The 25,037-nt window shown below is 37.2% G+C and carries 19 protein-coding genes and 5 tRNA genes; 6 read left to right on the top strand and 18 right to left on the bottom strand.

The window, feature by feature from the left end; translation table 11 throughout:
* Positions 1-3: 3 nt before the first annotated feature.
* On the bottom strand, positions 4-372 hold the full coding sequence (locus BTO11_RS10340) for a hypothetical protein (RefSeq protein WP_105052524.1): 369 nt from the start codon (positions 370-372) through the stop codon (positions 4-6).
* Positions 373-1,096: 724 nt separating this feature from the next.
* Entirely contained in the window at positions 1,097-2,158 is a 1,062-nt protein-coding gene (locus tag BTO11_RS10335; protein ID WP_105052523.1) for a type IV pilus twitching motility protein PilT, read from the bottom strand.
* Between the two features lie 43 nt (positions 2,159-2,201).
* On the opposite strand from BTO11_RS10335, the gene BTO11_RS10330 reads away from it, so the two are divergent.
* The 4 genes from BTO11_RS10330 to BTO11_RS10315 all read left to right on the top strand — a co-directional run bounded on the left by BTO11_RS10330 (position 2,202) and on the right by BTO11_RS10315 (position 5,023).
* Entirely contained in the window at positions 2,202-2,921 is a 720-nt protein-coding gene (locus BTO11_RS10330) for a YggS family pyridoxal phosphate-dependent enzyme (RefSeq protein ID WP_105052522.1), read from the top strand.
* Between the two features lie 99 nt (positions 2,922-3,020).
* Positions 3,021-3,866 carry a pyrroline-5-carboxylate reductase gene (proC, locus tag BTO11_RS10325; protein ID WP_373295210.1) on the top strand — a complete coding sequence of 282 codons (846 nt, stop codon included), beginning with the start codon at positions 3,021-3,023 and terminating at the stop codon, positions 3,864-3,866.
* A 110-nt stretch (positions 3,867-3,976) separates the two neighbouring features.
* Positions 3,977-4,519, top strand: a complete 543-nt coding sequence (locus BTO11_RS10320; RefSeq protein WP_105052521.1) for a YggT family protein — start codon at positions 3,977-3,979, stop codon at positions 4,517-4,519.
* Positions 4,520-4,594: 75 nt separating this feature from the next.
* Entirely contained in the window at positions 4,595-5,023 is a 429-nt protein-coding gene (locus BTO11_RS10315; protein ID WP_105052520.1) for a DUF4426 domain-containing protein, read from the top strand.
* A 225-nt stretch (positions 5,024-5,248) separates the two neighbouring features.
* On the opposite strand, the gene BTO11_RS10310 is transcribed toward BTO11_RS10315, so the two are convergent.
* The 5 genes from BTO11_RS10310 to BTO11_RS10290 form a co-directional block, all read right to left on the bottom strand.
* On the bottom strand, positions 5,249-6,889 hold the full coding sequence (locus BTO11_RS10310; protein WP_105052519.1) for a putative bifunctional diguanylate cyclase/phosphodiesterase: 1,641 nt from the start codon (positions 6,887-6,889) through the stop codon (positions 5,249-5,251).
* A gap of 504 nt (positions 6,890-7,393) precedes the next feature.
* Complete coding sequence (locus BTO11_RS10305) at positions 7,394-9,625, bottom strand: metallophosphoesterase family protein (protein WP_219846465.1); 2,232 nt, start codon at positions 9,623-9,625, stop codon at positions 7,394-7,396.
* 73 nt (positions 9,626-9,698) lie between these two features.
* Complete coding sequence (locus BTO11_RS10300) at positions 9,699-12,515, bottom strand: TonB-dependent receptor (RefSeq protein WP_219846464.1); 2,817 nt, start codon at positions 12,513-12,515, stop codon at positions 9,699-9,701.
* 601 nt (positions 12,516-13,116) lie between these two features.
* Complete coding sequence (locus tag BTO11_RS10295) at positions 13,117-13,476, bottom strand: glutaredoxin domain-containing protein (RefSeq protein ID WP_105052517.1); 360 nt, start codon at positions 13,474-13,476, stop codon at positions 13,117-13,119.
* Positions 13,477-13,615: 139 nt separating this feature from the next.
* Positions 13,616-14,524, bottom strand: a complete 909-nt coding sequence (locus BTO11_RS10290) for a LysR family transcriptional regulator (RefSeq protein WP_105052516.1) — start codon at positions 14,522-14,524, stop codon at positions 13,616-13,618.
* A 107-nt stretch (positions 14,525-14,631) separates the two neighbouring features.
* Here BTO11_RS10290 and BTO11_RS10285 point away from each other — a divergent pair, with 107 nt between their 5' ends.
* The gene (locus BTO11_RS10285; RefSeq protein WP_105052515.1) at positions 14,632-15,345 is read left to right on the top strand and encodes a CPBP family intramembrane glutamic endopeptidase; all 714 of its coding nucleotides are present in this window, start codon (positions 14,632-14,634) and stop codon (positions 15,343-15,345) included.
* Here the strand turns inward: BTO11_RS10285 and BTO11_RS10280 are convergent.
* The 3 genes from BTO11_RS10280 to BTO11_RS10270 all read right to left on the bottom strand — a co-directional run bounded on the left by BTO11_RS10280 (position 15,338) and on the right by BTO11_RS10270 (position 19,590).
* Positions 15,338-16,075 carry an alpha/beta fold hydrolase gene (locus BTO11_RS10280; RefSeq protein WP_146105478.1) on the bottom strand — a complete coding sequence of 246 codons (738 nt, stop codon included), beginning with the start codon at positions 16,073-16,075 and terminating at the stop codon, positions 15,338-15,340. The two genes, BTO11_RS10285 and BTO11_RS10280, sit on opposite strands and share 8 nt — an antisense overlap.
* A 64-nt stretch (positions 16,076-16,139) precedes the next feature.
* Entirely contained in the window at positions 16,140-18,782 is a 2,643-nt protein-coding gene (locus BTO11_RS10275; RefSeq protein ID WP_105052513.1) for an ABC transporter permease, read from the bottom strand.
* Positions 18,772-19,590, bottom strand: coding sequence for an ABC transporter ATP-binding protein (locus tag BTO11_RS10270; protein ID WP_105052512.1), 819 nt, complete (start codon positions 19,588-19,590; stop codon positions 18,772-18,774). The genes BTO11_RS10275 and BTO11_RS10270 overlap by 11 nt, the downstream gene beginning before the upstream one ends.
* Before the next feature lie 19 nt (positions 19,591-19,609).
* On the opposite strand from BTO11_RS10270, the gene BTO11_RS10265 reads away from it, so the two are divergent.
* A complete protein-coding gene (locus BTO11_RS10265; RefSeq protein ID WP_105052511.1) occupies positions 19,610-20,326 on the top strand; it encodes an arylesterase in 717 nt (238 codons plus the stop codon).
* Between the two features lie 59 nt (positions 20,327-20,385).
* On the opposite strand, the gene BTO11_RS10260 is transcribed toward BTO11_RS10265, so the two are convergent.
* From BTO11_RS10260 to gltX, 8 genes are all read right to left on the bottom strand, one after another.
* Positions 20,386-21,234, bottom strand: coding sequence for a sulfurtransferase (locus BTO11_RS10260; RefSeq protein ID WP_105052510.1), 849 nt, complete (start codon positions 21,232-21,234; stop codon positions 20,386-20,388).
* Positions 21,235-21,924: a substrate-binding periplasmic protein gene (locus BTO11_RS10255; RefSeq protein WP_105052509.1), complete on the bottom strand. Its 690-nt coding sequence runs from the start codon at positions 21,922-21,924 to the stop codon at positions 21,235-21,237.
* A 588-nt stretch (positions 21,925-22,512) separates the two neighbouring features.
* A tRNA-Glu gene (locus BTO11_RS10250) sits at positions 22,513-22,588 on the bottom strand.
* Between the two features lie 112 nt (positions 22,589-22,700).
* Positions 22,701-22,776 (bottom strand) — tRNA-Glu (locus BTO11_RS10245).
* A 155-nt stretch (positions 22,777-22,931) separates the two neighbouring features.
* Positions 22,932-23,007 (bottom strand) — tRNA-Glu (locus BTO11_RS10240).
* 95 nt (positions 23,008-23,102) lie between these two features.
* Positions 23,103-23,178, bottom strand: a tRNA-Glu gene (locus tag BTO11_RS10235).
* Positions 23,179-23,205: 27 nt separating this feature from the next.
* Positions 23,206-23,281, bottom strand: a tRNA-Ala gene (locus BTO11_RS10230).
* A 233-nt stretch (positions 23,282-23,514) separates the two neighbouring features.
* Positions 23,515-24,930, bottom strand: coding sequence for a glutamate--tRNA ligase (gene gltX, locus BTO11_RS10225; RefSeq protein WP_105052508.1), 1,416 nt, complete (start codon positions 24,928-24,930; stop codon positions 23,515-23,517).
* Positions 24,931-25,037: the final 107 nt, after the last annotated feature.

Raw genomic sequence — 25,037 nt, 5'->3', positions numbered from 1 at the left:
TTGCTACTGCACCGTTTGAATATGTTTAGTACCATCAGCTTTAACCAAAATTGACTCAACAGTGCAAAGATAATTATCACCTGCATAAAACACAAATTTAAGCTTTAGAACATTTACGAACTCCAATTTCATTTCACGTTTAATTAATATGGAATGAAACTTATCTTTTAATGCGCCAATAGCTAATTTCAATGGTTTATACACTCGCAGATCTTTTGGGTACGAGTTATCTGCCATCAAATCTATGACAGCTTCAGTAACACCTACTTCTTTGCATAGTTCACCCATATGTGGGTGCAAGTAGCTTAATCCACTTTGAGCGTGATGTGCAATATCGTACGCAACACCTTTTAACGGTTTCTGAGATGGCATGATTCCCTTAGCAACTTAACAGCTTATTAGCGCGAATTCCTGTTAAAGGAAGTTATCCACAGGCGGATTTATCACTCTTATAACCTTTTTTATTTATTAATGTTAATAACTTAGCAGGTGATGTGAGTATAAACAATCGCTTTTTTGTTTGGGGAAAACGAGCCATTTACATAACACGCCATATTTTTAAAGAATCGGCTCGTTATGTAAAATTTTTATTTAAATAATTTATCATAAAATCAGAAGCTTACTAAAAACCTCTACTTAATCGAGCCATTTTAATAAATTACATAAGGTGCCATAACAGTACAAATTCACTTATTTTCACTTAAACCTGTATATCCGTTCAGTTAATTGATCGTTTTTTATTTTAGCGACATCATTCAAAAAGACGTACAAACATATAAGTCAATTTCTTACCTGCGAACCGTCAGGTTCGCTCTGCTTTTACTCCCTATTCAAATATCTGTATTGAATATAACTTTTCTCAAATCGAGCGGGCATGGATGCCCGATTGAGGAAAGTATTCAGGGACGAATGTTTTTCCGTATTTGATGATAAAAGTTAGTGTTCAATACCATTAGATATTTGGTGACGGGCGGCCTTTTTCGCCTACCTTTTTTGGCTGTTGAAAAAAGGTATGGTCGCCGTCAAGGTGAAACCTTAGAGTTCATCAAAATACGATACCAAAACTAATACGCAAAATTTTCCTATTAAAACAAAACTACGCCCTCATGCCCCCAACAACACTCTTATCAACCGCTTTACTTACCGCTTCTTCCATTGATATTAGCCCTTCATTCTTTAATTTAACCAAACTCTGATCTAAGGTCTGCATACCAAAACTGGCCCCCGTCTGGATAGACGAAACCATTTGTGCCACTTTATCTTCTCTGATCAAATTACGGATGGCTGGCGTACCTATCATGATCTCATGTGTGGCAACCCTGCCCCCGCCTTGTTTCTTACATAAGGTTTGGGAGATCACAGCCTGTAACGACTCAGACAACATAGAGCGCACCATCGACTTTTCATCACCTGGAAATACATCAATAATACGGTCAATGGTTTTGGGCGCTGATGTTGTATGCAAAGTGCCAAAAACTAAGTGTCCAGTTTCAGCCGCGGTCATGGCGAGTCTAATGGTTTCTAGGTCTCGTAACTCCCCAACTAAAATAACGTCTGGGTCTTCACGTAATGCTGAACGCAGTGCGTTGGAAAAGCTCAATGTGTCGCGGTGTACTTCTCGTTGGCTGATTAAGCTTTGTTTGTTTTTGTGGACAAACTCAATGGGATCTTCAATGGTTAAAATATGTTCTTGTCGTTGTGTATTTATATAATCAATCATCGCCGCTAAGGTTGTTGATTTACCTGAGCCTGTGGGACCTGTGACTAACACTAAACCTCTTGGTTTATTGGCTATTTGTTTAAAAATATCTGGCGCGGCCAATTGCTCAAGCGATAAAACATTTGCCGGGATAGTTCTAAAAACAGCCGCGGCGCCGCGCTGGGTATTAAAGGCGTTAACACGAAAACGGGCTAAATTAGGGACTTCAAAGGAAAAGTCGGTTTCTAGCTTTTCTTCGTATTCTTTGCGCTGCTTATCGTTCATAATGTCGTAAATTAATGACTGAACTTGTTTCGCGTTTAAGTCCGTTTTATTTGCTGTTATGTCCAGAGGCTTAACATCACCATCGACTCTTATCATAGGTGGTGTTGCCGCTGACAAATGTAAATCAGATGCGTTATGCTGCACACTCAATGTGAGTAATTCGGTTATATTCATAAATAAAACCTAGAAAAGTTAAGACTGTACCTACTGGAAGAACATGTCAAAAAATAGTGATATTAATAACATAGCAACTCAATTGTTAAACGCCCAAAATAATATCGAAAATGTTGCTCAAAAATACAATCGCTCTGCAAGTGCGGTTACTTTGATGGCGGTAAGCAAAACCAAGCCGGTTGAAGATGTTGTTGCGGCTTATAATGCAGGGCAGCGAATTTTTGGTGAAAATTACGCTCAAGAGCTATTTGATAAACATCAAAAATTAAGTCATTTAGCGGATATTCAGTGGCATTATATTGGCCCAATTCAAAGTAATAAAACTAAGATAATCTGTCAAAGTGCCAGTTGGATTGATAGTGTTGACCGTCTTAAAGTAGCGAACCGTATTGATACTCACGCTAAAGAGCTAAATAAAAATATAAACCTGTTACTGCAAGTTAATATTTCTAACTCGCCACACAAGTCAGGTATCAGTTTAGAGCAAGTTAATGAGCTCGCTGAGTCCATTAATTTGTTAGAACATGTTACTTTAAGAGGCTTGATGGCTATTCCGGATAATTACGACGCTGACGAGATGGGTAACAGACCAAAATTAAATCAAGAATTTAATCAAATGTTGGCTTGTTATTCTGACTTACAGCAACAATATCCAAGTGTAGATACGTTGTCTTTAGGTATGAGCGGTGATTTAGATATCGCCATTGAATGTGGCTCAACTATGGTCAGGTTAGGTACCGCTATATTTGGTAAGCGAAATTAAGCGCTATTGGCTAATTTATAATTCCAATTAAACTTAACGATGAGCAAAATAAGTACAATCAAAAAGTACGATGCAAACAAGTACAAACAAAGGAATTTAATGATAAATAATAAGCAACACACATATGCATTTATAGGCGCGGGCAACATGTCTGGCGCAATTCTCGGCGGCATGGTTAATAGTGGTATTAACCCAGACAATATTATTGCCACCAACCGAACTAAAGAAAAGCAACAAGCGCTGCATCAAAAGTTTGGGATTAAAACTGACCTAGATAATAAGTCGGCTATTGAACAAGCCGATGTGATTATCTTAGGCGTTAAACCACAAATGATGTTGGCGATGTTAACTGACTTAGTTGAGCAAGGTATCGACTTTAGCCAAAAGTTAATCATCACAGTTGCAGCAGGTTTAACCATAAACCGTTACACAGGTATTATTGGTAATGTAAGATTTATTCGTTGTATGCCAAATACTCCGTCTTTGGTTGGTTTAGGGGTTTCTGGTTTATTTTGTGGTACTGACGCAAGTAAATATTCGGCTGAAGTTATTGAGCAAGATAAAGAAATTACGTCTGTTATGTTTGATGCTGTTGGCAAAACCGTGTGGTTAAAACAAGAGTCTCAAATTGATGACATTGCTGCGGTATCGGGTTCAGGACCAGCGTACTTCTTTTTGTTTATGCAACGTATGACAGAAAAAGCAGTTGAATTAGGCTTTGATCAAGAAACGGCAGATAAAATTGTACTACAAACTGCTTTAGGCTCTGCGCAAATGGCCGCGCAAAGTGATGATAGCTTTGAACAATTAAGAGTGAACGTAACCTCGCCTGGCGGGTCTACAGCAGAAGCGGTTAAAGTATTTAATGAAAAGGAATTAGACTCTATTGTGTCGTCTGCGTTAGATGCTGCAGTATTAAGAGCGAAAGAAATGAGTAAACTTTAATCATAAGAGAATAATCCTAAAGGAATAAGCCTTAATTAACTTAAGGCTTATACTTTTTATAATATTCACGTTATCTTTAATTTAAATAAAACACTGGAAATAAGAACGTTATGCAAGCGACTCAATTTTTAATATCAACGTTATTCGACCTATACATGATGGCTGTCATTTTACGTATTTGGTTACAACTGGCGCGTGCCGATTTTTATAATCCGGTCAGTCAATTTGTGGTTAAAATCACTAATCCGGTGTTAATACCATTAAGACGTATTATTCCAGGTTTTGCTGGCATGGATTGGGCTGGCATTGTTTTATTGTTGTTAGTTGGCTTTGCCAAAATTGCCTTGTTACAAGCTTTATACGGCGTAGGTTTCCCTGCAATGCAAATCCTAATTGCCAGCAGCATTTCAATTATTAAAGAAGTGCTTAATTTAATATTTTGGGTGATGTTAATTCGCGTTATCTTGAGCTGGGTTAGTCAAGGTTACAACCCAATTGAAGCCCTATTACACCAATTAACAGAGCCTATGTTAAATCCAATTCGTCGTATTTTGCCTGATATGGGTGGGTTTGACTTGAGTATTATGGTGTTTTTAATTGGTTTGAAGTTTGTTGAATTAGGTTTCCAAGATTTACTAAGCTCTTTATTTTAAAGAATTTATTGTAGAGAGTCTGTTGTAGAGATTTTATTTAGAAGTTCTTGATCAAAAAAACGTATTGGATTTAACATGAAATTATTAAGCAGTTTTATACTTTTACTATCAGCATTATTATCTTTTAATAGTCATGCTGAACAAAAGATCACAAAAGGTAATTGGGATATCCATTACATTGCCTTTCCTAGTTCGTTTATTCAGCCTGAAATAGCCAAACAGTACCAACTACAACGTAGTAAATACCTAGCGGTTATAAATATTTCTGTGTTGGATAATAAAGATAACGATAAAGCACAAAATGCCTATGTATCAGGCATGGCTAAAAACTTATTGGGTCAACGTACTAAGTTGGAGTTTGTTAAAGTAACCGAAGGCGAAGCGACTTACTATTTAGCTCAGCTTAAATACGACAATGAAGAAATATATAACTTTGAAATAGACGTACAACAAGGCAATAAAACAGAAACGATTAAGTTTAGCCAAAAGTTTTATGTGGATTAAACTTAATTGATACCGCGCTAGCAACAAGAGTCGAGTCTCGAGCTACGAGTAAAAGCTTAAGTCTCGAATCTTTTCGATACTCGATACTCGCCACTCGTATCTCGAACCTGTTTCCATTATCTTATCCGTTAAAACAAGATCGCGCCTTATTAGCGCTCTCCTCTTATCAGTACGCCTTATAAGTATAAACACGCCTTCAAAATCCCCCACTTACAATTCCAACTGTTAATGGGTATAAGCATTAAATGACGTAACAAAGGACTCAAACTCGTCTACTTTTATTGGTTTTGACCAATAATAACCTTGGCCAATTTCGCAGTTTAAGTCTTTCAATATTTTAACCGTTTGCTCGTCTTCCACGCCTTCAGCCACATTTTCAAGCTCAAGTCCTTTTGCCATTTGAATTATGGCTTTTACTAACGTTTTATTTTTCTGATTGCAGGCTAAGTCGCTAATAAAAGAACGATCTATTTTTAAGTATTCAATATCAAATTCTTTTAAATAGCCCAAGTTAGAATAGCCAGTTCCAAAGTCATCAATTGAAAAATGCACACCCAGTTGATGTAAGTTCCTAAGGGTTAACTTTAATTCATCTGAGTTATCAATTAACAAAGACTCTGTCATTTCTAACTCTAGGTACTCACCGTCTAATTTATGGCGTGAAAGTGTCGACTTCACTTTTGCATAAAAGTCTTTTTTGGCTAATTGCTTAGAGGAAACATTAACGGCAACCGTTAACTCTCCAAGCCCTTCATTCAGCCACTGTTTACATTGTTTGCAAGCTTGCTCTAAAGCCCACTCGCCTATCTCTACAATTAATCCTGACTTTTCAGCTTGAGGAATAAAATTATCAGGGAATATTAATCCTTTTTGTGGATGCTCCCATCGGATCAATGCTTCCGCACCAGTGACTCTATTTTGTTTGATGTTTATTTTAGGTTGGTACATGAGCACAAACTGCTCTTCAACAATGGCTTTGCGTAAGTCAGATACAACGTTTAAATAATCATGGCCGTGGATGTTCATTTCTTTATTATAAAAATGAAAACTGTTACCACCTTGAGATTTAGAATAATGCATTGCCGCGTCGGAGTATTTTATTAAGGTTTCAAATTCATTACCGTCGGTTGATGTTGTACTAATACCTATGGAACTGCCGCAGATAAATTCATTGTTTAAATAATAAAAAGGCTTTTGAATTTGCTCTATAAAATGATGGGCTAAACTGGCAACATATTCTTCTGACTCTATCGACTCCATAATCACGATAAATTCATCGCCCGTATAACGACATACAGAGTCATGGGTTTGCACTAACTGGAACATACGTTGTGATAACTCAACCAATAATGCATCCCCAGCTTGATGCCCTAACGCGTCATTTATCACCTTGAAGTTATCTAAATTAATAAACATTAAATAGATTTTTTGATTTGTTCTGTTGGCTTTTGAACTGGCTTTTTGGAATAACTCTTTAGCCATAATACGATTTGGCAGGCCAGTTAACACGTCGTGATGTAATAGGTTTTCTACTTCTTGTTTTGACTCAAGTGCATTGTTATTTTCAATATGCAGTTTGTCGACTAAACGTTTAAAGTCATAAATTAAAATCCAAATAAAATAACTGGTTAAATAGAGGATCAACAAAATAATAAAGGCGTTATCTAGGCTGATAATTGGAGTTGAATTGCTGTACCAAGCTTCTTTATTCACCCAGCCATTAAGACCAATTGAAAGTGAAATAATAACTAAAAGGCGAATGAATACAGCCTTACTGCCTACCATAGCGGCCATTATTAAAATACATGGAAATACCAAAACGGATTCGTCGTACAAACCGCCATAACGCCACATAAACTGAATCATTAATAAAGTAAGTACATAAAGTAAAACAGACGCACCTTGCTCAACTTTATTATCTTTAGCTAGCTTATAAACACTTAATAAAATAACGGCGGTAATTCCAACTAATAAACATTGGAGGTAATTGCCTAGAAAAAAACGATGAATGAAAACGACTAATAAAACTAACTCTGTAGCTCCAAATATCTGGATAAGACGTTTCTTTTTGAAATACTGATAAGTATCAACATTGTAAGAAATGTTAATGACATACTCCTAATACAACAACTGAATAAACTCATGTGTTGATGTGCTAACTTGTGATTGAAATTAAGTGTAGATTGGAAACTCGATATGTAAAGTAACAGGCGTGATGTTTTACTAGCTGAATCCTAGTTTCAAGCTGAGATACTGCTTTTAAAATAAATGCTCTTTTGAAATATAGCTTTTTAAATAGAGAAACCGTTTTGAATAATTAGATTAATCAAAACGGCAAATATACCCTTCAATTTTTAAATGTCTTTTTAACTACTTTTTAAGATCTGTGATAGTGCCATCCGATAGATTTAACATAAAATGATCACTCGGCGCTCCATTTTTAAACCCATCAAATAAACGAAACAAATTACCAAAACGACGTTTAAATACAGACGTTAGTGTTTGCTCGGTTAAATCAGAATTTGACTCCGCTAAGCTAGAATTCGACTCCGCTTTGTTAGTATTTACTAACTCATTCGTTGTTTTTAACCTTGTTTCTAACGTGCTGTTTGCTAGGGCTTTTGTCAATACTGAGTATTGAGCTAGGCGCTGTTGGCTTATATCTCGTAACGCTAATTGGTCAGCATTGTGTAACCGATAAAAATCGACAGCCAAGTCAAACCCATTCCATTTACTGAATTGTTCCGTTTGTAAACCTGTACCTAATACTAGCTTTTTCGCTTTAACAAGTGCGGTTGTCCATTGAGGTGTTTTGTGTAAATAATCAAGACTCACAAGCCCTTCTTGCCACTGCTTTATCGTCACATCCGTGTTTAATTGAGATAAAACCAGCATGTCTAATCCATTCAATGAAAATAATAAATTGCGTAAATCTGCAGGCCAATCTTTTGGTAAAAAGCGTTGTCTAGTAAGCTCTCTGATATGCCACTGAGTAAATTCTTTATAACTTTTAGACGCCAGAATATCGATATTCCATAAACGTTTTGGGTCTGTTTCCTGTAGTACTTTATGCTCTTGGCGGTAATGCTCAAACAGCTCAGAGTAACGAGGAATATCGTCAACCACCACAGTTTGTATTTCAATCTGTTCATTGGCTTTTAATGTCATTAATTTATATGCAGGAATATACGCCGCGATAGATGGAGCTTGAATATTAAACAAAAAACTTCCGTCGTTATTACGAGTAACACCTGTGTCGTTAATGTGCATGTGCCCGCCAATATGCACCTTTAAACCAGTTGATGCTAACGCTTGGCTTACTGATTTTTTGGGTAAACGAGGTCGTTGGAATTTATTTTCGTCAAACAACTTTTTGACATTATCTTCTTGGCCATCATAAAACTCTGTCATAGGAAAATGACTAAAGGCGACAAGCTGCTTGCCTTCTTTTTTAGCACGTTTCACCACATCACTTATCCACTCTATAACCTGAGTTTTGTGGGTGAACATTTTATTGTAGCCCGCACTACTTGAACCTTTAAACGTATTTGGATCAGTTACGTCGGTAGCGCCTTTTATTTCAGTGGCATCAAAATTAGGCACATAAACATTGGCGTCAATTGCTAACAACCAAAGGCCTTTTATTGGTTCAACTAAATAACTACTGTCGATGACATTAAAACAATTTGTGTACGTTTTGTTTTTATTAGCATTGAGTTGCTTGTATTTTCCACCAGCACCTTGATGGCATATTTCATATTCGCGCTGTTCATTGACACTTTCGGTTTGTGCCGTTTGATAGTCATAATTATGTGAGTTGTAGCTGCTATAAGGTGTTTCCCAATAGTGATAATTTGGTTTTGGATAAAAGCCATGAGACTTAAGTTGCTGCATTATTCCTTGGTAACCTAAGCCTGATACTTCTTCACTACAAATGGTGTCTAATGCTGCGTTTGTTTTAACGTCAGTTTTTATACCCGAATTTTTTATAACAGCAGCCTTTATAACCGCCTTGGCACCGTCATAACCTTTACATTCGTTTTTACCGCGGCTGAATATGCGCTGTTCTTTTCCACCAGCACCCAAAAAATCAGATTTACCAGATGGGATTTTAAAAGGTCTAACTGGGTCGTGATTACCTGGTGCGGCAAAAAATTCAATGTCATGCTCTTTGGCATAGTTATCCAAAATTTTAGTTAAACCACGCATGTGCACAGGTTGGCCGTCATCACTAAAATCTCCAGGCAATGCAATTAGTTTTACGCCACGAGATACGGCGTCGTCCAATGCGGAAAACATGGCGAAGTAATTTTCATTAAATAAACGCGTGGAATTTAACTCGGCAGACAAACTACGAATGGTAGCATTTTTACCACTGATGCTATTGGGGATCCCTTTAAATGAGCCATCTTTAAAGTCTGCGTAAATATCATGAAAATGGATATCTGGCATAAAGGCGATTTGCGTTTCATTTATGTTAGCTTTTATATTAGCTTTTTCAGCAGATGATTTTGACAGACTAGCTTGGGCTGTTGACATGATTGAATGTGAAGCTAAATATAAAGCCAGAGGTATAACTAAAGAAGAAAATGAGTATTTCAAGTTGAGCTCCTTAACAAACAAAAAAACGGCCTAGCGCATCTTAAGCACTAGACCGTCCATTTAACGTTAACGATTAAAAGTTAGCGCGAACACCTAAGCTAATACGGCGTCCAGAAAGTTCATACATAGTTGGAAACGCTGGGTCCATTGTGTAACCCGTTGTTTCTTCGTTTGTTATGTTAATACCTTTCAGATTCACTTTAATGTCATCCGTTATTTTGTAACCAATTGATAAGTCTGTTTGACCGTAAGCATCACGATAAACCGGATACATATCACGCTCTATAGATTCAACATATTCATCTTTGTAGTTATATGAAATACGTGCATCAAATGCATCTTTTTCATAATAAAATGTCATGTTAAATGTATTCTCAGCTAAACCAACAGGAGCGGTTGGGATACCTAAGTCAGAGTCACCCGTTAACGAGTTATCCAACATAGTGTAGTTAGAGTTGATACCAAAATCTTCTAACGAATCAGACAGCAAGCTTAATGGTAATTGTGCTATTAGCTCAATACCAGTCACTTTATACGAACCTTCAGCGTTAACTTTTTGATATATCTCAAAGTCATATACACCATCTAAAGAACCGTTGTCGTTATACTTAGTAACATCGTCAACCATACCTGTTAGCGTTTCACGTACAACACCTTCAATTTCTTTTTCAAAGTATGATGCAGCAAGAATACCGCCTTCATCCATATACCACTCTAAGCCAATTTCAAACTGGTCAGAATACGTTGGTTGTAGGTCTGGGTTACCATCACGATATTTATATTCGTTTAAACTCACTGTACGTTTGTAAGCAATATCACCTAACGCTGGACGCATTAATGTTTTAGACGCTGCCGCACGAAGTAATAAATCGTCCGTTAATTCAACCGTCATATTTACACTAGGTAATACGTCACTGTAGTTACCTTCTTTAGATACTGGAGCATCTGTGTAACCTGTTGAACCATCAGCATTTTGAACTTGATGATAACCAAACGATAACACTGACGTATCAACCGAACGAACGCCTGCATTTAACGTTGTTGGCAATGAACCAATATCAAATAAGAAATCAGCCATGAAGTAAAAGCTTAATGCTTCTTCATCTACACGGTAATATTGGTCATCTTCAAACTCAACACTGAAACCGTCGTAGCGGAATGTTTCTCTGGCATAAGCGTTAGATATTTGAGACCACTGTGGGCTGTAAGCTAAATCAGGTAAGTACGCACCACCTGGTACTAAATCTGTAACTGGTGTTAACTCACTGTCTTGTAAGGTACGTACGCCCTTCCATGAATCGTCATCCGCACTTGGGCCTTTAACTTGGTTGTTACCTAAGTTACGTTCTTTAGATTTGTCAGTATAACGAACACCAAACTGGATGCTAGATAGCGCTTCAAAGTGCATCAACTCCATTGATTTTTTAAAGTCTAACTGTGCAGCGTATTTGTCGTCTGTGATCTCTTCTAAATCAACATCGTAGAAATCAAACAAATAAGACTCTGGTGAGTTATACATATCGATAGAGTTGGCGTTCTCACTTAGTAGGACTTCGCCACCTTCTTCAGTATAACGGCTACGTGTAGGTGCATAAGATGTGTGTTTAAGGTTAGTAGAGTCAGATAATTTCTCTGCGCCTGAATAACCAATTAATCCATTAACATCCCAACCCATTACATCCCAATCAAGCGTTAAGCTGTATTGGCTATAATCTGTTTGATTAACCACTTCTTTACTTAAAAACTCATGTTGAGTATTGGTATAAGAAACATCAGTTAACACCATAATGTCATGCTCAGCTAACGTAGTGTCATCGTAGTCATGAATTTCTTCTAGCGTACTTGAACTTGATGCTGAATAAGCAGCTGCATCGTATTCATCTTCTGTACTGTCATATCCACCTAACATGCCATCAAACGTTAAGCTTAATGAGTCGCTTGGCTTATATTGAATAGAAGCGGTAGCGCCCCATTTTTCTTGTTCATTTAAATAAGCACGATTACCAATCTTATCGATAAATACCACACGACTGTTTTCATCACTGTCAAAGCGGTCGCTGATAGTTAATCCTGTATCACGTTCTAATACTTCAGCCGCTTGGTCTGACTGTAACTGTTTAGAATCAGAACCTGACTTTTCTAACCAACGAGATAATGGACGGAAGTTAATACCAGAGTTTGAGTCAGTACGGTTGGTACGTTTTGAATTTGAGTAAGATACTAATGCACCCCAATCACCAAAGGTGTCGCTGGCTAAAAATGCAAACTTAGGGTCTATTTCTTCAGAAATAGAATTATGTGCACCTTCTGCCGATACAATCAGTTTGCGTCCTTTGTAATCAAATGGACGAGCGGTAGAGATTAATACAGAGCCGGCAATACCGCCCTCTTCATCTGCTGCCGTTGGCGATTTACTTACGGTAACACTTTGGATTATTTCAGAGGCGAAGATGTCAAATTCTACATCACGACCGCCGCTTCCAGATGCCGTAGCCACGCCATTAATAGAAACATGAGTAAATTCGTTTGGTAAACTTCTGACGTTTACTTTTGTGCCTAGGCCTTTATTTCGTTCAATGGTTACACCTGGCATACGCTGTAACGCTTCTGCTAAATTCTGTTCAGGAAAGTCGGCAATATCTGATGCGACAACAGAGTCAGAGAAACCAGTGCTACTGCGTTTCATATCTACCGCTTTTTCTAAGCTTTTTACGTAACTGCCAGATACTTCTATTACTTCAATGTCTTTCTTTGAACTTTCATCTTCTACAGCTAATGCACTAAAAGCGGTAGTTGTTAACATGGTTCCTAATAAAATACGTTTGATCGCTAAACTTAATTCTTTCTGTTTTGTTTTAACGGTTGTGTTTGCGTGTTTAAAAGACTTCACATTGTTACCTTTGAATTCCATTTTGGCTATTCTCTACATAGTGGTTACGGATAGTTTTTTGATGTTCCCAACTACGACGCCAGAGTTTTAGTTCCTCAAAATATAATTTTATACTTTGAATGAGTGATTTATTAACTAATCGGAACAGGAGGTTACAACAACAATGTGACAGTTATGTTTCATAAATTTTACTTTAATATTAATAATTTATGGAAATACAGTTATAGAGTTTGGGATTTAAATAACGATGAACACAATAACTTCACATTAAATGTGATTTTATAGACTATAAAAACACCAATTAATGATTAAAGTATTAAGCTGTCATGACAGATGCTTGTTACTCAATAGTGAAAGGCAAATATATGAACCTATTTAACGGTTAAAAAAAGTCTATCTAAATCGCTTTGCGACTCGGCTTTAGGTTTTAATGGATGAGGTTTGTAGCCGTGAGATTGAATGTTATATATAGCGGTTATAGGAATTACATTGGGGAAGTAAAAAATGACATGTTAACTCTCCCAATAACACACTATTAGGAGAGATAACCGATAACAATATTAATAACTACTGCTAATGACAGTCGAGCCTGTAACAGAAATTAGCTGTACTGTTGTAAGTACTCAACAATGTCGGATGACTCGTACATCCACTTAACGCCACCAGCTTCATCTTCAATACGCAGACATGGTACTTTTACTCGACCACCGCCTTCTAACAACTCTTGACGACGTTGTTCATCACGCTTTACATCATACGTTACTATATTTAATGATTTACGTTTCATTTCACGACGAACCTTGACGCAAAAAGGACACGCTTTAAAGTGATATAAAGCTAATTTCGCCGTTTTGTTATCCACTTCTTTTTGTAATTCTGGAGTACGTTTTATGCCTCTTGGCGTTGTGATCCAATCTAAAAATAAAATGATTGCGCCTAGTATTACTCTTATAATTTTCATAAAACTCTCATGTAATGTGGAATAAAACCATAATCTTAAGTTAGATCACAGCTAATTGAATTGCGCGTATTATACCTGTGTTCCGCTAGTTTAAAAATAACTGTTCAAGAATAATATACAGACGCATACATGAAACCTGTTACCAAAACTGTCTTTTTGATAGGAAAAAGTCGATAAATGATCTAATTTTTATTTGTTCTATCTTGGCATGTTGATAATAAATATATATCTCCGCTGATGACAACCAGAACGGTTCTAAAACAGGGATTAATTGGTTAGTCGCAAGGTAATTTTTTATATCGTGATTATCGACTAAGGCATTTATCAAACCTAACCCCTGCACTGCAAATTTAGACTGGCCACTTACCGTTAAAATAGGTGCATCCACTTCTACGCAGTCCATTTCTAATTCATTTTGATCGGACTTTACCACCAACATATTACTAGGGTTTGAGTGAGGATGCCCTATCATTTTATGGCCAGATAAATCATTGAGATCTTTAGGAACACCGTATTTATTTAAATATATTGGTGAGGCAAATATGCCTAACTGAGCTTTCCATAAAGAACGTCTTACTAAAGAAGGATGCTGATCTCCTAAGTAATGCCCTATTCCCCAATAAATATCATGGTTATTGATATTTATATCGAGTTGGCTTTCATGCACTTCAAATACGAGTTTAATATCTGGATACAAACTTTGGAATTCACTAATCCAAGGGAAAATAGTTTCGTCGTATGTTTGCACGTCTTGAGCGACAACGTTAATGGTCCCCTTTAAGCTCCCCTTTCTGGAATCTAACCAAGTGTCTAACGCTTCATGTTGCGCCAATATCTCTTGAGCGCGTGATAAGAAGATTTCGCCAAACTCTGTCAATTTAATGATCCGAGTTGTCCTTATAAACAAAGGCTCTTGTAAACGTTCTTCTAATAGTGAAATTTGTTTACTCATTGCCATTGTTGTTTGCTTCTGCTCTTTAGCTGCTTTAGTAAAGCTTTTGAATTTAGCCACCAATACAAACGTAATAAGAGATTCAGTTTTAAACATAACGTCACTGTAAATTTAATTTTTATAATCTTTAAAACTATATACTATTTTTTTATTAATTTATTCACTTATGATGAATTTATCCTAATAAAAGAAAGAGACTAAAAATGATAATTTTAGAAGTGGCTCTATTGTCCTACTTTATCTTGTATCCGATATATATTTTTTTAACACATAAAGCTGAAAAATTAAGAGTATTAAATCAACAAGAGTCTAAAGTAAATGTGTATCTCAAAACCATGCTGAACTTGTGGATCCCCGTAATTATCTTAGGGATATTAGTCGTTTATGATGACATTTCATTAATTGAGATAGGACTTAAATGGCAATGGGATATAACAAACAGCTTAGCATTATTATCTCTGATTTTATTAGCGGGTTATTTTTTAGTGTCACTAAAATCATTAAAAAATAATAGTGACGAACATTCTAAGTTAAAAGAACAATATGAGTTTATTCGATGGTTTTTACCCGTAACACCTAGAGAATCAAAATACTTTATATTTGGCTTATCTATTACAGCTGGTGTTTGTGAAGAAATATTATTTAGAGGGTATGTAATGCATATATTAAGTAATGATTTACCAATGTATGTAGTGATCATTATATCCAGTATTATTTTTGGTTTTGGTCATATATACCAAGGAGCTTCTCACGTTGTTCGCACCGCTATCTTAGGTTCAATAATGGCCGTAATATATCTTGTCACAGACTCACTTGTTGTGCCTATATTGCTTCACCTTATGCTTGATATGTACGGTGGAGCCGTTGCATACATTATTTTTTCAGATAAAAAATCTGAGGCTCTCATGACTAAGTAATATGACAAAGTGTCTTTTTGAGGAGGAGTTGTAACTCTTCTGGCTTTTCTAATGGCAGCATGTGTCCGTTGCCATTTGTGGTGACCAAATGGCAATTAGGGTTATTGCTTTTTAATTCGAGTAACCAAGGGACATTAACTAAAGGATCATCTTCACTGTAGTAAAACGTCATTGGTATATTAAGTAGTGACATTGCCTGTAGAAGATCATCACGCTCAGTAGTGAATGTCATTTGACTTATAAGCTCATCAACACCTAATTCAGAATCCATTTTTTTAATGGTCTTCACATCTTCTTGATCCTCATTACTAGAATCTAACAATTGTAACGCACGTTTATGACTGACGCCCTTATACTTATTCGCGGTAATAAAGTTAAGCAGTTCTTGGCGTTGAGACATTTCTTGAGGCGTTAACGTACAAGGACTATTGCCGACAATAAACAGCCCTTTTACTCTGTTGGGATAATTCACTGCAAAATATGAGGCGAGATAACCTCCCAAAGAAAAACCGAGTAAATAAACTTTATCTTCCTGGAAATACTCATTTAACCAACTGGCTAATTGCTCAAAGTTTTTATTAGCGGGAATAGGAATATGAACAAACTCAAGTTGCGCTTGCTCTTCAGAACTGTGCTTGGAAGCAAAGTCAGCTTTGGCACAAGTAAATAACTTGTGCCATAACCTTTGGTTACACATAGTACCGGGTAATAAATACACTTTATTTTTCATAATCGTTTTTATTCCCCGCTGCGCGCCAATTTGACTTAGTTTTCGATTTGACTCAGCTGGCAATTTAGCTCAGCTGTCTTATCAATTCACTTGGTGTCATTTTTAATAATGAACGTGTACTAATTGTGCCAACAAGCGCAACAAATACGCCTCCTGATACTGGCCCAATTAACCAAAGTTCCGGATGTGGCACCCAATCCATATTGAACATTTGTGACTGTAATAAGTACAAACTTACTTCTGCCACGATGGCCGCAATAAGACCAGCGATAGCGCCTAAACTTAAAAACTCAAAAGTAATGGCGTTTTGGATCATTGAACCTTTAGCTCCTAAAGTCCGGTAAATTACCGTTTCTTTACGACGTTCATCCAACGAGCTTTGGACTTGCGCAAGCAAAACTAAGGTCGCCGCTAATACCACAACAAGAAGCACAAAACTGATTGAAACAGAAACTTGCTCTATCACTTGCTGAATTTCTTGAACCATAGCTTCAACGTCAATCACACTTAATGTTGGGAATTGTTTAACTAACTTATTCACCCATAGTTTTTGATCTTTCGGGATATAGAAAGATGTGATGTAAGTAGCAGGGAAATCAGCTACAACATCATTACTAAAGATCATAAAGAAGTTAGGCTGGAAGCTATTCCAATTTACATCGCGAATACTTGTTACCACCACTTCGACTTCTCTGGCTCCAATTAAAAAGCTCAGCTTGTCTTGCAGTTGTATGTCTAAACGCTCTGCCACTCTTTGTTCTACAGATACTTGATGAGGAATACCTTCAACCATCCACTCACCTTCGATTAAGGCATTATTCTCAGGGAACAATTCGGTGTAAGTTAAATTAAGCTCTCTGCCGATTCCAACTCTACCTTCTGGTTTTTCTTCTTCCGTTTCTGCTTTAGCTTCACGGTTTTGTTCCCCTTCACCTTCGGTAAACTTGCCAGCAGATTCATTTTTGTCATCTTGGAGCAAGACTTCTTCATTTATTTTAGTTAAACGGCCTCGAATTATTGGATAAAACTGTTCTAAGCTAATTTCTTGTTGCTCAAACTCTTGCTTTACTTGGTCTAATTCGTGTTGGGCAATATTAATAATAAAATGATTTGGCGTGCCTTCTGGTAATTGTTGCTGCCACTCTTTGATTATGGAGTTTTCCAACGAATACAAAATTAAGATCAACATAATGGCAAGCGTAAAACCAATTAACTGAGAGGTATTTTCGCTGGCACGTCGTTTTAATGAAGCCAACGCAATTTTAATTGCACTGCCACCAACACTAGTCCCTATTTTGCGGCTTAGTCTTATCATCACGTTTGAAACTAATAAGATCACAACCACAAGTACAGCACCCGCAGCCATCACAATGCCAGTTAGTTTTAGGTTTTGGCTATATAACAACACCAATAATACCGTGGTAAGCGCCATGATGATTTTTGCCATAATAGAAGTAGCAAAGTTATCACCTAAATTACGGCGAAGTACGCGTAATGGTGGAACTGAAAACAACTTTAATAAAGACGGAATAGAAAACATTAAGGCACAAACAAAACCAGTCGCAATCGCAATTAACAATGGCTTAAGCCCTACAGGTGGTAAATCACTTGGCAATTGCCCAGCCATAGCTCCAATAGCGACGCTTTGGATTAACGACCCTATGATAATCCCAACCAACACACTAAAGATGGTGATAAGCACAAGTTGAAACAAATACACCACACGCACTTGTTGAATACTTGCCCCTAAGGTTTTAAAAATAGCAATTGAGTCAAAATGTCTTTGACTGTAAAGGCGTGTAGCAACTGCTACGGCCGTAGCCGCTAATAATAAACCTAACACGCCCGCTAGCATTAAAAAGCTCTCTGCACGGGTTAACGCACTGGACATGGCCGTTGAACCATCTTTAACATCTCTGATCTCTTGATTCGGTTTTAACTGAGGCTCAAGCCATTTTACTAACTCGTCAAGTGATGAGTCTGAACCTGCAAAAAGATCTCGGTAAAATATTCGACTGCCCGGTTGAATGACATTGGTGGCTGGCACATCGTCGATATTCATGATGATCCGAGTACCAGAGTCAAATACTTGAAATGGTGCATCGGGCTCAGATTCAATAATACCGGTTACCTTTAATGCTAACTCACCAACTTCAATAACGGGTGGTGTGTCTGATGATAATAAAGTGTCATCCAAAGACAGTGCATAAAACAAGCGTTTACTTAACCAAGCTTCACCTTGTGATGGTCCATTTTTTACTGTGCTTTTATTGGAGATAAGATCTTGCGAAATTAATAACTCACCTCGTAATGGATAGGTTTTTGTTACGGCTTTCACTGTCGTAATATTCATTTCATCACCAGCAAATGCCATGGATGAAAAGTAGATATGTTTGTCGGTATTAAGTCCTAAGTCGATCGCTTTTTCGATCACAAGTTGATCAATTGGATGAGCACTTTGTAAGTCTCGGTCTGCAGCAATAAATGCAGCACTTTTACTCATGATCCCTTGTTCGACTCTGTCGGTTACACTGCTTAATGCCATGACCGAAGACACCGCCAAAATGATCGACAAGGCGATAATGGTTAATTCACCACGCCCTAGCTCTCTGATGAATAACCGCCATGCTATTTTAAGCCAAGTAAAGAAAGCCCCAGAGGACTTTGTCTTAGATATTTGATTTGCTAACTGTGAATTAGAATGCATTGGTAATAGCCTCTGCAACTTGTATATCTAATGGCTTGTCAGTGTTAGATTCGGATCTTTGATCCGTAGGATCGTCATTTGTGACCACAGGTTTTTCCACTAAATGACCATTGGTTAGTAAAACCTTACGTTGGCACCTTTCGGCTAGTTCTAAATCGTGAGTAACCAGTACTAAAGTGGTGTTGGCCTTTTGATTTAATTCAAATAAAAGATCCTCGACTAGCTTACCGTTTTCAGTATCTAAGTTAGCGGATGGTTCATCTGCAAATAATAATTTAGGGCTGGTAATAAACGCACGCGCGATAGCAACTCGTTGTTGCTCACCACCGGATAATTGATTTGGGAAATGCTCAAGTCGATGAGATAAACCAACTTTATCTAACCACTGTTGAGCTTTTTGTTTTGCGCTATTTCTGAGTTCAGGATCGTCAGATAATTCTGCTGGCAACATTACATTTTCAAGAGCCGTTAAACTTGGCACTAATAAGAATTGTTGGAAAATGAAACCCACTTCGGTACGTCTAATTTGAGCTCTTTGTTCTTCACTTAACGTATGGATTGCTTTGTCATAAAAATGTACTTCGCCAGTACTAGGAAGATCTAACCCAGCTAAAATTCCCAGTAACGTTGATTTACCAGAACCAGAAGCTCCGACAATAGCAATTGACTCACCGTCTTGAATAGTTAACTCTATATCGTTTAAGATGCGTAAGTATTTTTCATCGCTAGACGCTGATGAAGCCGATGGTAAAGTTACTTGTTTTGACACCTTGGTTGCAACTAAAGCGGATTTTCGACTTTCATTCATAAGTAGGCTCTCTAAGTATATGTATACAGTTTTTAATAATAATTGGTTTGACTCAATAAAAACAAAAAATTCATTAAGTTACACATCGAGTTACAAAAATACTCGATTTAAAACTTTTATAAAGCGTTTAATTGTTACATTTTTTATTTTTACCAGTGTAAGTACGTTTGCGCAAGAAACTAAGATCATCATTTATGGCGATAGTATTAGTGCAGGTTATGGAATGACCTTGCCACAGAGTTGGCCCAACTTGTTAAACGAGACCTTTAAAACTGAAAAAACTAATATTAAAATTATTAACGAAAGCATAAGCGGTGAAACCACAGGTGGTGGATTAGCTAGACTAGACAATGTGTTAGAACGTTATAGTTTAAGCAACAAGGATTGGATTATTATTGAACTCGGTGGCAACGATGGTTTAAGAGGCTTTCCGATAAAAACCATTAAACAAAATTTGTTACAGATGATTGAGTTAGCACAAAGTAAAAAGATTAATGTTGCGCTAATGCAAGTTAGGATCCCTCCAAATTATGGAGCTAGGTATACAGGTCTGTTTGAAAACAATTATTCTGAACTAACCCAGTTGTATAACATTCCTTTAGTCCCATTTTTTATGGACGAGATTGCAACACAACCGCAATATATGCAAAAAGATAACCTACATCCAAACGTAGAAGCTCAACCGGTTATTCGCGATATAATGCGACCTGTGATTGAAAGCTTGTTATTGCCTTAGTTATTCAATTTAAACTAGTTCATTTTAGCTTAGACATTTAATACAAAACCAGTGACCGATTAATTAAGGTCACTGGTCGCGATAGGAAACTTCTTATTAGCTCCCCATTCACTCCACGAGCCATCAAACACAGTTAAATTGCTATAACCTAAGCTGTGAAAAACAAACAGCACAACACACGCAGTAACGCCTGAACCACAACTGAAAATAAGTTGGCTGGTTTTGCTTAACGTTAATCCTGCGATTATCTGCTGTAATTCTGCTTTCGGTCGAAATCTCTGACCATCCAATAAAGTAGCGAAGGGAATATTTATCGAATTGGGGATATGCCCAGAAGACATTCCCTCTCTTGGTTCATCCTCTTGACCAGAAAAGCGACCTTCTGCTCTTGCATCTAAAATGGTTAACGCTGAATTTTGTAAATTGGCCAATATGAAGTCGGAATTGTAAAAAGCGTTTGCCTGCAGTTTTCCGTGAAAATCCCCCGTTATTAACGACGGTTGATGATCTGTGACTGTGTCATAACCTTCATCTAGCCATGCAGGTAAGCCACCATCTAATATCAATACCTTGTTATGCCCCATCACATGAAACATATACCAAGCCCGTGCACAGGAGAATATGCCTTTTTGATCGTAAACTACGATTAATGAATCTTTGTTTAACCCTAACTTTTTTGCTTCTAAATTAAATACAGCTTCACTGGGCATCATGTTTGATAACGCACTGTCTTTATCAACAAACACAGTTTCAAAATCAAATGCTCTAGCTGTGGGTATTTTCACTAATTGTTTTGCATTACTACCATGGATAGATTTATTCATACTCGCATCAAGCAAGATGAGGTCATCATCAAGTAAGTGTTCCTTTAGCCAATGGACGGAAACGAGATTAGGAAAATTGGACATTTATTTTAACTTGGCTTTGATTTTAGGTGAAATAGATTTACTAGCGGCTAAATAAGTTTTTGTATTTAATTCTGTTAGAAATAAATATTTTTCATAATTTTTATTATTAATTTTTTTGCCATCAATTATTGGCTCAAATGTAGTGTCTTCAATAATAAAATCTACTTTCTTATTTTTAACTAACCGCCAAGAATCAACAATTGAATTAGTTAAAATAATATTTTTGTTTTCTTCAAAGCCTTTAGACAATAAATAATCGTGGCTGAAATCGTGACGCTGAACTGCAATTGTAAAAGCCTTAGCTTGCTCTAAATTAGTAATTTTTAAATCTGCTCTGTCACTCAAACCAACTAAATACGGTTTAAACTCATATACTGGAATTAACCAATCAAATAGCTCTTCTCGTTTTTGGGTATTGGCTATACCGTAGATCATTATATTTTTTTTGGTAGTGGCTAATTTATATGCTCTAGCCCAGGGATACATTTGAATTTCATAATCAATCCCCTTGCTATTTAAGTACTGCTTTACCTTTTCTGTAGCAGAACCTCCAATAACATTGTCTTTCATTGTTTGGTATGGCGGAGATAATTCAGTTACAACAATCACTTTCTCCATTGCAAAGCTGATTGCTGGAAACATATAAGTAATGCTCACAACAAGTAATAAAAGTTTTGGTATTTTATTCATAGATTGGCTAATTATTCACTAAAGTCCTTAAGTTAACTGTGGTTATAGCAAATAATTAACTCGGTTAATACTCAAAATATATTGTTGAAACAAGCTGTTTAAACTACTTTTTTGATGAAAGGCTCTTAATATCTACTTAACCTTTTATTTAGTAAGGAAATTAATAAGCTATTTGATAAATAGTGATTAAACTCCACACGAAAAAAAACCAGCTATTAGCTGGTTTCTTCAATATCACTTCCAAGGCCAGATTATAAGAGTGACCACTAGGGTTCGATATATCTGAACTTAAATATGATACGCCCAAGGGCTAACGTTAAAAGAAGTGTTTGAAAGAGCGCCCCCCCGTTAGCCCGAAGCCATTACACCATAGAGTAATGAATACCTGATCATAAAACCGAGACGAAAAAAAACCAGCTATTAGCTGGTTTTTTAATGTGGTACTCCCAAGGCCAGTGTTTGAAAGAGCGAACCCCTGTTACCGCCGAGAAAGCTGCTTATATAAAAACTTAAACTCCAGACGAAAAAAAACCAGCTATTAGCTGGTTTCTTTATGCCATATTCAGATTAAGAACCTGAATTTAAATATGGTACTCCCAAGGGGATTCGAACCCCTGTTACCGCCGTGAAAGGGCAGTGTCCTAGGCCTCTAGACGATGGGAGCGTCTTGTTGTGACCTGCCCTACTTTACGTATGGCAAATTACAGAACTTGGCCGAGCTTACTTCACTCTAAATTGTCACTTTCAAATCAAATTTACTACATCTGAACTTGAAGTGGTACTCCCAAGGGGATTCGAACCCCTGTTACCGCCGTGAAAGGGCAGTGTCCTAGGCCTCTAGACGATGGGAGCACTAGGTAAATCAAATTTTGTTTAACTACTTATCACTCACAAATTCAGCTTTATAATAACGAACCTACGGTTCTAACAACTGAACTTTGAAGTGGTACTCCCAAGGCCAGATTTATATTAGCGAACCCGAAGGTTCTAACATCTGAACTTTGAAGTGGTACTCCCAAGGGGATTCGAACCCCTGTTACCGCCGTGAAAGGGCAGTGTCCTAGGCCTCTAGACGATGGGAGCACTAGGTACATCAAACTAAGCGATAAATTCATTATTACCAAGGCCAGATTTGCATTAGCGAACCCTGAGGTTCGAAAACATCTGAACTTGATAAGTGGTACTCCCAAGGGGATTCGAACCCCTGTTACCGCCGTGAAAGGGCAGTGTCCTAGGCCTCTAGACGATGGGAGCACTATGGACTTATCAATATTAAAACGTTGGTGGAGCTAAGCGGGATCGAACCGCTGACCTCAACACTGCCAGTGTTGCGCTCTCCCAGCTGAGCTATAGCCCCGCTGTTTTAATACACATTTGAAAAACAATATATTGCCTCAAACGCGGGGCGCATTCTATGCATTCACTATGAATGCGTCAACCCTTATTTCAATAAAAGTTACTTTTATTGAACCGACTGCCTATTTTTTTTACAAACAGGTTAAAAATTAGTTCTATTGCTTAATAAACATGTCAATTAATAAAAAAGCCAGCTGATTAGCTGGCTTTTAAATTTCAACATTTAATCTTACTTTATTGTGCAGCTTCTCTAGCAGCAATATATTCTAATGCAACGCTAATACGGCTGATGACTTTGTTTTTATCTAACAATACCAAAGTCACATCTAACGAAGGTGAGTTACCACTGCCTGTTGCAGCAACTCTTAACGGCATACCAACCTTCCCCATTCCAACATCAAGCTCTTCTGCTGTTAAGTTAATAGCAGCTTGAATATTGTCACCGGTCCACTCAGTTATTGCTTCTAACTTTTGTTGAACTAAAACTAATGCATCTTTAGCAACTGGACGTAAATGTTTCTTCGCTGCTTTTTCGTCCAACTGTTCAAAGTCCTGGTAGAAATAAGTACTGATCTCTGCCATTTCTTTTAGGGTTTTAACCCTTTCAGCCTGAATTTCAACGATAGACGCTAATTTAGGACCATTTGTAGTATCGATGCCTTGATTTTCAAAATGCCAAACCAGATGACTTGCCACTTCTTCAGCAGGTAAATCTTTCATATACTGCTGGTTCATCCAATTTAGCTTTTCAGTGTTAAATGCAGACGCTGATTTGTTGATATCTTTAATATCGAACAAATTAAACAATTCATCTAGTGTGAAAATTTCTTGGTCACCATGAGACCAGCCTAAACGAACTAAGTAGTTAATAAGTGCTTGTGGTAAATAACCATCATCACGATATTGCATTACACCAACAGCACCATGACGTTTAGATAGTTTCTTACCATCATCACCTAAAATCATTGAACAATGCGCGTAAGTTGGGACTGTTGCACCAAAAGCGTCAAATATATTAATTTGTTTAGCTGTGTTAATTAAATGATCTTCACCACGAACAACATGAGTCATTCCCATTTGCCAATCATCGATAACAACACAAAAGTTATACGTTGGGCTACCGTCAGTACGTAGAATGATCATGTCATCCATTTCAGAGTTTGAAATTTCCATGTCGCCACGAATAGCGTCAGTCCATTTAACAGAACCTTCTTTTGGATTTTTAAAACGTACTACATAAGGTGCATCGGCAGATGGCGCTTGTGCACCATGGCTACATTTACCATCGTACTCAGTACGCTGGCCATTACTTTCTTGCTCTGCGCGTAACGCATCTAAGCGTTCTTTTGAGCAGTAACATCTGTATGCTTTATCTTCATCAACTAATTGTTGAACAAATTCTTTATAAAGCTCAAAACGTTTAGTTTGGTAAAAGATCTCTCCGTCACCTTTCATCCCTAACCATTCCATGCCATCTAAAATAGCTTGAACGGCTTCAGGAGTTGAACGCTCCAAGTCGGTATCTTCAATACGTAAAATGAATTTACCGTTATTGCGTTTAGCATATAACCAAGAATATAAAGCAGTACGAGCACCACCAACATGTAAATAGCCTGTTGGGCTAGGAGCAAAACGAGTTACGACAGACATAGATTGTTCCAACAAAAATAAAATGATATAAATTTGTGCGTATTCTATAGAAAACTTTCTACTATACCAATTACATTAATTGTTATTGCCATTATATAAGCCGAATA

This window comes from Psychrosphaera saromensis, from assembly GCF_002954545.1.
GTDB lineage: Bacteria > Pseudomonadota > Gammaproteobacteria > Enterobacterales > Alteromonadaceae > Psychrosphaera > Psychrosphaera saromensis.
The sequence above is the reverse complement of the archived record's forward strand: the minus strand, read 5'-3'. Positions and strand labels throughout refer to the sequence as shown.

Coding starts and splice junctions, on each gene's coding strand:
- proC (WP_373295210.1), top strand. CDS start 3,021: ATGATAAATAATAAGCAACACACATATGCATTTATAGGCGCGGGCAAC.
- BTO11_RS10315 (WP_105052520.1), top strand. CDS start 4,595: ATGAAATTATTAAGCAGTTTTATACTTTTACTATCAGCATTATTATCT.
- BTO11_RS10295 (WP_105052517.1), bottom strand. CDS start 13,476: ATGAAAATTATAAGAGTAATACTAGGCGCAATCATTTTATTTTTAGAT.
- BTO11_RS10285 (WP_105052515.1), top strand. CDS start 14,632: ATGATAATTTTAGAAGTGGCTCTATTGTCCTACTTTATCTTGTATCCG.
- BTO11_RS10270 (WP_105052512.1), bottom strand. CDS start 19,590: ATGAATGAAAGTCGAAAATCCGCTTTAGTTGCAACCAAGGTGTCAAAA.
- gltX (WP_105052508.1), bottom strand. CDS start 24,930: ATGTCTGTCGTAACTCGTTTTGCTCCTAGCCCAACAGGCTATTTACAT.
- BTO11_RS10335 (WP_105052523.1), bottom strand. CDS start 2,158: ATGAATATAACCGAATTACTCACATTGAGTGTGCAGCATAACGCATCT.
- BTO11_RS10280 (WP_146105478.1), bottom strand. CDS start 16,075: ATGAAAAATAAAGTGTATTTATTACCCGGTACTATGTGTAACCAAAGG.
- BTO11_RS10310 (WP_105052519.1), bottom strand. CDS start 6,889: ATGATTCAGTTTATGTGGCGTTATGGCGGTTTGTACGACGAATCCGTT.
- BTO11_RS10260 (WP_105052510.1), bottom strand. CDS start 21,234: ATGTCCAATTTTCCTAATCTCGTTTCCGTCCATTGGCTAAAGGAACAC.
- BTO11_RS10265 (WP_105052511.1), top strand. CDS start 19,610: ATGTATACAGTTTTTAATAATAATTGGTTTGACTCAATAAAAACAAAA.
- BTO11_RS10320 (WP_105052521.1), top strand. CDS start 3,977: ATGCAAGCGACTCAATTTTTAATATCAACGTTATTCGACCTATACATG.
- BTO11_RS10340 (WP_105052524.1), bottom strand. CDS start 372: ATGCCATCTCAGAAACCGTTAAAAGGTGTTGCGTACGATATTGCACAT.
- BTO11_RS10290 (WP_105052516.1), bottom strand. CDS start 14,524: ATGTTTAAAACTGAATCTCTTATTACGTTTGTATTGGTGGCTAAATTC.
- BTO11_RS10255 (WP_105052509.1), bottom strand. CDS start 21,924: ATGAATAAAATACCAAAACTTTTATTACTTGTTGTGAGCATTACTTAT.
- BTO11_RS10330 (WP_105052522.1), top strand. CDS start 2,202: ATGTCAAAAAATAGTGATATTAATAACATAGCAACTCAATTGTTAAAC.
- BTO11_RS10275 (WP_105052513.1), bottom strand. CDS start 18,782: ATGCATTCTAATTCACAGTTAGCAAATCAAATATCTAAGACAAAGTCC.